Genomic DNA, 6,938 nt, shown 5'->3' on the forward strand with positions numbered 1-6,938 from the left:
GGGGGGATGGTCAAGGACCTGGAGGCCCGCGCCCTGGCCGGCGACCCCGAGGCCCAGGCGCTTCTCCACTTTCTCCGCCTCCTGCGCTCCAGGGACTACGGGGGGGCCAGGGACTACGCGGAGGGCTTCTCCGGGGACCTGAAGGAGCGGCTCCTCTCCGGCCTGGCCCAGCTGGAGGAAGCCCCCGAGGGCCTGAAGGACCCCCTCTTCGCCGCCGAAAGGGAGGTGCTCCTGGGGGTGCGGGCGGTGCGGGAGGGCAGGCGGGAGGAGGCCGAGGCCCGCTTCCGCAGGGCCCTGGAGCTGGACCCCGGCCACCACCGGGCCCTCACCAACCTGGGCAACCTCCACCAGGAGCGGGGGGAGCTGGAGGCCGCCTTGGAGCTCTACCAGCAGGCCCTGAGGCTGGCCCCCGAGGAGCCCCTGGTCCACGAGAACCTGGCCGCCCTCTACAAGCGGAAGGGGGACCTGGACCGGATGGTGGCCCACCTCAAGCGGGCCAACCGCCTCAAGCTCCGCCCCCCGCCCCCCCTAGACCCGGCCACGGGCAGGCCCCAGCGCCGCCTGCGGGTGCCCCTTTGGGTCTGGGTCTTCCTCCTGGCCGCCTTCCTTTACTTCTTCGTCCTCCAGCGCCCTTAGGGCCCGGTCCAGGGCCGTAAGGGAACGCCCCTCGGCGAGGAGGCGCCGCCAGAGCCTCCCCTTGGGCTGGCCCCGGAAGAGGTTGAGGGCGTGCCGGAGGACCGCCCAGGGGGGGGTGCCCCTCAGGGCCTCCTCCTCCAGGTAGGCCCGCAGCCGCCGGGCCACCTGGAGGCGGGTCGGCCGCCGGTCCAGGCCGAACACCCGGCGGTCCGCTTCCGCCAGGACAAAGGGGTCCTCGTACACCGCCCGGCCCAGCATCACCCCGTCCACCCGCCCGAGGTGGGCCAACGCCTCCTCCAGGGTGCGCACCCCCCCGTTCAGGGCGAAGGTCAGCTGGGGAAAGTCCGCCTTTAGGCGGTACACCCAGCCGTGCCTCAGGGGAGGGATTTCCCGGTTCGCCCGGGTGGAGAGGCCGAGGAGGGCGCTTCGGGCATGGACGATAAAGACCCTCACCCCCGCCTCGGCGAAGCGCTCCACCATCCCCGCCAGCTCCGGGTAGGTTTCCCGGCCCTCGAGGCCCAGGCGCAGCTTCACGGAGACCGGCACCCGCACCGCCTCCGCCATGGCCCTTAGGATCTCCGCCACCCGCCCGGGATCCCCGAGGAGGCAGGCGCCGTACCCTCCCCTCTGGGCCCTTTCCGAGGGGCAGCCCAGGTTCAGGTTCACCTCGTCGTAGCCAAAGGCCTCCCCGATGCGGGCGGCCTCTGCCAGGCTCTTGGGGTCCGAGCCCGCCAGCTGCAGGGCGACGGGGTGTTCCTCGGGGTGGAAGGCCAGGAGCCGCTCCCGGTTCCCGCGCAGCACCGCCTGGTCCACGGTCATCTCCGAGTAAAGCCGCACCTTGCGGCTTATCTGGCGGACCAGGAAACGGAAGTGGCGGTCCGTGCGGTCCACCATGGGGGCCACGGAGAGGCGGTGGTCCTTCATGGCCGGGTCCGGGCTGGGGCCCCTCCTACCCCCCGGGGGCCAGGGGGAGTTCCCGCAGGATCTCCTCGGGGCTTTTGCGCTGGGGCGTCCGGAACTCGATCGCCTCCCACTCCCCCTCCTCCACCACCTCCAGCCCGGGGTTTTTGGCCTTGAGGAGGGCCACCAGCTCCTCCACCAGGTCCTCGGGGGTGCTGGCGGCGGAGGTGATGCCCGCGCTCCTGGCCCCGAGGAACCACTCCTCCCGGAGGTCCTTGGCGGTCTCCAGGCGGTAGGCCCTGCCCGTAAGGCTTTGGGCCAGCTCCAAAAGGCGCATGCCGTTGGAGGAGTGGGGGCTGGTGAGGACCAGGAAGAGGTCCACCTTGGGGGCAAGGCGCTTTACCGCCTCCTGGCGGTTTTGCGTGGCGTAGCAGAGGTCCTTCCTTTTGGGCACCACCAGCTTGGGGAAGCGCCTTTTGAGGATCTCGATGGTGGCCAGGGTGTCGTCCACGCTGAGGGTGGTCTGGGTGAGGACCACCACCCGCTCGGGGTCCGGCACCTCTACCCTCTGGGGATCGGCCAGGCGGGGGTCTTTGCCCACGTGGGTGTGCACCGCCACCAGGAGGGTCCTTTCCGGGGCCTCCCCCAGGGTGCCCTTCACCTCCTGGTGGTCCGCGGAGTCCCCCACGAGGAGGATCCAGTACCCTTCCTGGGCGTAGCGCCGGGCCTCGGTGTGCACCTTGGTCACCAGGGGGCAGGTGGCGTCCAGGACGCTGAGGCCCATGGCCGCCGCCTGGCGGCGCACCGCCGGGGGGTGGCCGTGGGCGGAGAAGACCAGGGTGTTGGCAAGCCGCCGCTCCCGGCGAAGGGCTTCCACCTCCTCCAGGTCCTCCACGAAGTGGACCCCCTTGGCCTTTAGGCGCTCCACCACGGAGCGGTTGTGGACGATCTCGTGGTAGACCACGAGCTCTCCCTCCGCCTCCAGGAGCTCCGCCCAGCGCTCCACCGCCTCGATGGCCATCACCACCCCGGCGCAGAAGCCCCGGGGGCGGGCCAGGTAGAGACGCTCAAGCCCCCCGCTCATGGGGGGCATTCTACCCGTCTTCGGGGGAGGAAAGAGGGGGGGAGGGCACAAGGGGAGGCCCGGGGCCTGGCCCCGGGCCGGGGAAGGGGCGGAGGCCTAGCGGCCCACCACCTTGGCGATGATGGCCTCGATCTCCTGGGCGGAGGCGGCCATGACCTCCGCCACCTCCTTGGGCATCATGGGGGCGAAGGCGGCGGCGTTCATCCGGGCGATGAAGACCTTGCCGTCGGAGGTCTGGTAGATGCTCACCCGGCAGGGCATGAGGGCGGAGACGGGGCGGTGCTCGTCCTTGGCCAGGATGCGGGCGCTGTAGCGGCCGGAGCAGACGTCGAAGATGAGCACCGGGTGCAGGGTGTACCCCTTTTCCGACAGGACCCCGGCCATGTTGTGGTAGTTGAGGATGCTCCACCCCGCGGCCTTCACCTCGGCCTTGAAGGCTTCCACCGTCTGGGCGAAGGGCTTGGGGCTTTCCGTCACCAGGATCATCTGGGGCTGGCCCTGGGCCAGGGCGAGGCCAAAGAACAAAAGCAGAGCAGGAAGCAGGTTTCTCACGTTCGCCATCGCGCACCTCCTTGGGGTACCAGACCCCGGTAGGGTATACTACGCCTTCCGGGAAGCCCTGTCAAGCAAGGCGGCCAGGTCCCGCGCCCCTTCCGCCAAAAGGCCCTCCGCGAGGCGGCGGGCGAAGGGGGTCTTGGCCCGTTCCAGGGCCTTCCGGGCCGTTTCCCGCCCCTTGCCCCCGGGGCGGAAGCCCTCCTGGGCTAAGGCCAGGAGGGCCAGGCCGGTGGCGGGGAAGGGGAGGCCCGCCCCCTCCAGGAGGCCCAGACCCCTCCCGTAGCGGTGGAGAGCTTCCCGAAAGGCCCCCTCCAGGAGGGCCTGGCTTCCCTCCTGGAAGGCCCGGGCTGCCCGCAGGAGCCCCTCGCCTTCCACCAGGGGCTCTCCCGCTTGCGCGGAAAGGTGGGCGGCCTCGAGGAGCCTCTCCAGGGCCAGGCTTCCCTCCGGCTCGGGGAGGAGGGGGGAGTAGCCTTCCCGGAAGAGGGGGGCGAACCAGGAGAGGCGGAGGGGCTTCCGGAGGCGAAAGGTTTCCCCCTGGACCTCCACCTCGTCCGCCAGGGCGCGGAGGAGGGGCACCAGGCGGGGAAAGCGGGCCCGCACCTCCTCCCGCCGGGCCTCCCCCCGGAGGGCCAGGAAGAAGAGGTATTCCCCTACTCCCCCCACGCCTGGACTTCCTTGTATTGCACCAGGGCGGCGAAGAGGGGAGGGGGCCCCTCGGCCACGGAGAACTTGACCTCCACCAGCACCACGTCCTCGGGAAGGTCTTGGACGAAGCGGTCCAACCTTTCTTGGAAGATGTCGGGATCGTTGGCGGTGATGACCCTGAAGCGCACCCCCTGCATGGCCCCATTATGCCCGCCGCTCCACCAGGGCGGTGAGGAGGGATTGCAGGGCTCGGGCGGCCTCGGGGTGGGGGAGGCCCTCCAGGTGGGGGAAGAGGGTGGCCCGTCCCTCCTCCATGAGCCGCCTGGCCTCCTCCCTGGCCCAGGCCAAGGCACCGGAGGCCAAAAGCCTCTCCCAAAGCCAGCGCACCTCCTCCTCGGGCTTGGCCTCCCGGGGAAGGCGGAGGAGGGCCCCCGTTCGCTCCCGCTCCTCGGGGCTCGCCCCCTGAAGGAAGCGGATGAGGATCAGGGTGGGCTTGCCCTCATAGAGGTCCCCCGCCCGCTCCTTGCCGTAGGCCTCGTCCCCCTCCAGGTTGAGCACATCGTCCATGATCTGGAAGGCCACCCCCAGCTTGAGCCCCGCCTCCTCGTAAAGGGCCGGGGGCTCCCTGCCCGCCAGCAGGGCCCCCAGGCGCAGGGGGGCCACGGCGGTGTAGTAGGCGGCCTTGTGTTCCACCATGCGGAGGTAGTCCCCGGGGGTGAGGTCCAGGCGGCCCGAAAGGGTCCAGAGGAGGTCCAGGTGCTGCCCGTAGGCGGTGCGGCGCACCACCTCGTAGAACTCCCCCAGAACGGCGGGTTCCAGAAGCCCCTCCTGCACGCCCCGCCACAGGAGGCCCCACATCTCCCCGTGCAGGGCGTCCCCGGCGTTCAGGGCCAGGGGCATGGGGTGGAGGCGGTGGAGGGTGGGCTTGCCGCGGCGCTCCAGGGAGGCGTCCTCGATGTCGTCGTGGATCAGGACCCAGTTCTGGAAAAGCTCCATCGCCGTTGCCACCAAAAGCGCCCCTTCCAAGGGTGCCCCGTGGGCCAGGGCCGCCTGGACCGTGAGGAGGCCCCGCAGCATCTTGCCTCCCCGGGAGGGGTACTCCTGCAGGAGGGCCTGGTAGCCGGGATCGGGGTGGGAAAGCTGGGCGAGGAGCCGCTCGTGGATGGCCTTTCGCGTCTCCTGGGGGGGCGGCACCATGCTATACACTTTAGGCCATGCGCGGCTACCCCCTGGGCCTTTTTGCCCTCAGCGTCCTCACCTTCATCTGGGGGAGCACCTTCGTGGTGGTCAAGGGGGCGGTGGAGGCCATCTCCCCCAACTTCCTGGTGCTCCTGCGCTTCCTGGTGGCGGCCCTCTTTTTCCTTCCCCTCCTCGGTCGCCTGCCCCGGGGGGTCTGGGGGCCGGGGCTGGAGCTGGCCTTCTGGCTTCTCCTGGGCTACGCCTCCCAGGCCATCGGCCTCATGTACACCACGGCCAGCCGCAGCGCCTTCATCACGGCCCTGAACGTGGTCCTGGTCCCCCTCCTCTTGGGCCTTGCGGGGAGGCGGGTGGGGCCGGTGTGGCTGGCCGCCCTCCTGGCCTTCTTGGGGGTGGGCTTCCTCTCCTACGACCCCCGCCAGCCCCCCTTCAACGTAGGGGACCTCTGGACCCTCCTCACCGCTCTCACCTACGCCCTTTACATCGTGCGCCTCGAGGTCCACGCCAAGAGCTTCCCCTCCCTGCCCCTCACCGCGGTGCAGGTGTACGGCACGGCCCTCTTCGCCCTCCCCGTGGTCCTCGCCGAGGGGAGCCTCCGCCTGGAGGGCGTCCCCTGGGGCGCCATCCTCTACCTGGGGGTGGTGGCCACCGCCCTCACCACCTGGCTCCAGACCTGGGGCCAGCGGTACGTGCCTGCCCCTCAGGCCGCCGTCCTCTACACCTTGGAACCGGTTTGGGCCACCCTCTTCGCCTTCCTGCTCCTGGGGGAGCGGCTCGGGCTTTTGGGGCTCGTGGGGGGCTCCCTGGTGGTCTTCGCCACCCTGCAGGCTATCCGCCGATCCCCAGCATGACCCGCCGCCTCAAGGTGGGCAGGGTGTTGCCAAAGGCGGGCTTGCGGTTGGTGGCGATGAGGATGGCGTCCACCAGGGCCTCCACGGGCTCCTCCGCGGCGAAGGCCCAGGCGATGTCCATCTCCAGGTCGGTGAGGAGGCAGGGCCTTAGCTTTTTATCCGAGGTGAGGCGGAGCCGGGAGCAGTTGGAGCAGAAGGGCTCGGTCACGGGGTTGATAAAGCCCAGTGTCCCCGCGGCTCCTGGGATTTTGAAGACCCGGGCCGGGGAGCTCGGGTCATGGGGGACGGGTTCCAGGGGGCCAAAGACCGCCTCGATGCGGGCCCGGATCTCCTTCCCGGGCACGAAGCGGCGGCGGTACTCCTCGGGGTCGGAGTTGTCCAGGTGCATGTACTCGATGTAGCGCACGTGCAGGGGGCGCTCCAGGGAGAGCCGGGCCAGGGGGACCACCTCCTCCTCGTTCATGCCCCGGATGACCACGGCGTTGAGCTTTACCGGGTGGAGGCCCAGCTCTAAGGCGGTTTCTATGGCCTCGAGGACCCGTTCCACCTTCCCGCCCCGGGTGATGCGGGTGAAGACCTCGGGGGTGATGGCATCCAGGGAGATGTTCACCCGGTTCAGGCCCGCCTGGACCAGCTCCTTGGCCCTTTTGGCGAAGAGGAGGCCGTTGGTGGTGATGGCCACGTCCTCGATGCCCTCTTTGCCACGGGCCCTTGCGATCATCTGGGGAAGCTCCTTGCGCACCAAGGGCTCCCCGCCGGTGAAGCGCACGGCGGAGAGGCCGAGGAGAGAGGCGGCCTCGAGGAAGTGGTCCACCTCCTGCACCGTGAGGGTGCCTGGGGGTTCGGCCATCTCCAGCCCCAGGGGATGGCAGTAAAGGCAGTGCAGGTTGCACCGGGGGGTGACGGAGATGCGCAGGTCTTTGAGGACGCGCCCGTAGTTGTCTAGGAGCTTCATCCTTTCCCCCTTGCCGACTATACTATCCCCTTTCACCCCCCGCAACGTGCACAAAAAGACAAACCCCCCAGGGGGCTGCCCTGGGGGGTTTTTGGAGCGGGAGACGGGACTTGAA

At 70.0% G+C, this 6,938-nt stretch carries 9 protein-coding genes; 2 read left to right on the forward strand and 7 right to left on the reverse strand.

From position 1 onward, the window contains the following. The first annotated feature begins 6 nt into the window (after window positions 1–6). A complete protein-coding gene (locus ETP66_RS07065; RefSeq protein WP_236630111.1) occupies window positions 7–636 on the forward strand; it encodes a tetratricopeptide repeat protein in 630 nt (209 codons plus the stop codon). Here ETP66_RS07065 and dusA read toward each other — a convergent pair. The 6 genes from dusA to ETP66_RS07095 all read right to left on the reverse strand — a co-directional run bounded on the left by dusA (window position 529) and on the right by ETP66_RS07095 (window position 5,017). Beyond that, window positions 529–1,560 (reverse strand): tRNA dihydrouridine(20/20a) synthase DusA, encoded by a 1,032-nt coding sequence (dusA, locus tag ETP66_RS07070; RefSeq protein WP_130841926.1) that lies wholly within the window; start codon window positions 1,558–1,560, stop codon window positions 529–531. The two genes, ETP66_RS07065 and dusA, sit on opposite strands and share 108 nt — an antisense overlap. A 25-nt stretch (window positions 1,561–1,585) precedes the next feature. Beyond that, window positions 1,586–2,629 (reverse strand): 4-hydroxy-3-methylbut-2-enyl diphosphate reductase, encoded by a 1,044-nt coding sequence (gene ispH / locus ETP66_RS07075; RefSeq protein WP_201738495.1) that lies wholly within the window; start codon window positions 2,627–2,629, stop codon window positions 1,586–1,588. Window positions 2,630–2,716: 87 nt separating this feature from the next. Continuing rightward, a complete protein-coding gene (locus tag ETP66_RS07080) occupies window positions 2,717–3,181 on the reverse strand; it encodes a DUF302 domain-containing protein (protein WP_130841930.1) in 465 nt (154 codons plus the stop codon). Window positions 3,182–3,220: 39 nt separating this feature from the next. Continuing rightward, entirely contained in the window at window positions 3,221–3,838 is a 618-nt protein-coding gene (locus tag ETP66_RS07085) for a hypothetical protein (RefSeq protein WP_130841931.1), read from the reverse strand. Then, window positions 3,826–4,017, reverse strand: coding sequence for a hypothetical protein (locus ETP66_RS07090; protein WP_130841933.1), 192 nt, complete (start codon window positions 4,015–4,017; stop codon window positions 3,826–3,828). Before ETP66_RS07090 ends, ETP66_RS07085 begins: the two co-directional genes overlap by 13 nt. A 7-nt stretch (window positions 4,018–4,024) precedes the next feature. Then, window positions 4,025–5,017 (reverse strand): polyprenyl synthetase family protein, encoded by a 993-nt coding sequence (locus ETP66_RS07095; RefSeq protein WP_130841935.1) that lies wholly within the window; start codon window positions 5,015–5,017, stop codon window positions 4,025–4,027. 17 nt (window positions 5,018–5,034) lie between these two features. Here ETP66_RS07095 and ETP66_RS07100 point away from each other — a divergent pair, with 17 nt between their 5' ends. Further along, window positions 5,035–5,868, forward strand: coding sequence for a DMT family transporter (locus ETP66_RS07100; RefSeq protein ID WP_130841939.1), 834 nt, complete (start codon window positions 5,035–5,037; stop codon window positions 5,866–5,868). On the opposite strand, the gene moaA is transcribed toward ETP66_RS07100, so the two are convergent. Then, window positions 5,846–6,823 (reverse strand): GTP 3',8-cyclase MoaA, encoded by a 978-nt coding sequence (gene moaA / locus ETP66_RS07105; protein WP_130841940.1) that lies wholly within the window; start codon window positions 6,821–6,823, stop codon window positions 5,846–5,848. The two genes, ETP66_RS07100 and moaA, sit on opposite strands and share 23 nt — an antisense overlap. Window positions 6,824–6,938 lie beyond the last annotated feature (115 nt).

It is taken from the genome of Thermus thermamylovorans (assembly GCF_004307015.1).
GTDB classification, from domain to species: domain Bacteria; phylum Deinococcota; class Deinococci; order Deinococcales; family Thermaceae; genus Thermus; species Thermus thermamylovorans.